The following is a 316-nucleotide window of genomic DNA, read 5'->3' as shown; positions in this document are numbered from 1 at the left end:
CCCCAGGCGCGCGTGGACTTCGTGCACAGCGCCGCGGGCAAGGGCGCACGGCAGGCCATGGACCACCTCGTGGAACTGGGCCACCGCCGGATGGTGCACATCGACGGCGGGGGCCGCCCGCGCCCTGCCGCGCGGGGGCGCGCCCACCCCGGGCCCCGGCGCCCGGCCGGGCGGGCGGCCGGGGCGCCGGGGGGCCCCCCCCCGCCCCCCCCCCCCCCCCGGGCGGGCGCCGCCCGGCCGGGTCCGGGCGCCCCCGCTGGGCGGGGCCGGGGCCGCCCCCGCCGTCGATGTGCACGATCCGGCGGTGGCCCAGTTC

General features: G+C 86.1%; 1 pseudogene. It reads left to right on the top strand.

Going from position 1 to position 316, the window contains the following annotated elements:
• A pseudogene (locus tag ADL12_RS56825) lies at window positions 1–180 on the top strand (LacI family DNA-binding transcriptional regulator); the annotation flags it as partial.
• Window positions 181–316: the final 136 nt, after the last annotated feature.

This window comes from Streptomyces regalis, assembly GCF_001509475.1.
Classification (GTDB): Bacteria; Actinomycetota; Actinomycetes; order Streptomycetales; family Streptomycetaceae; genus Streptomyces; species Streptomyces regalis.
This window is presented reverse-complemented; position numbering and strand designations above follow the sequence as displayed.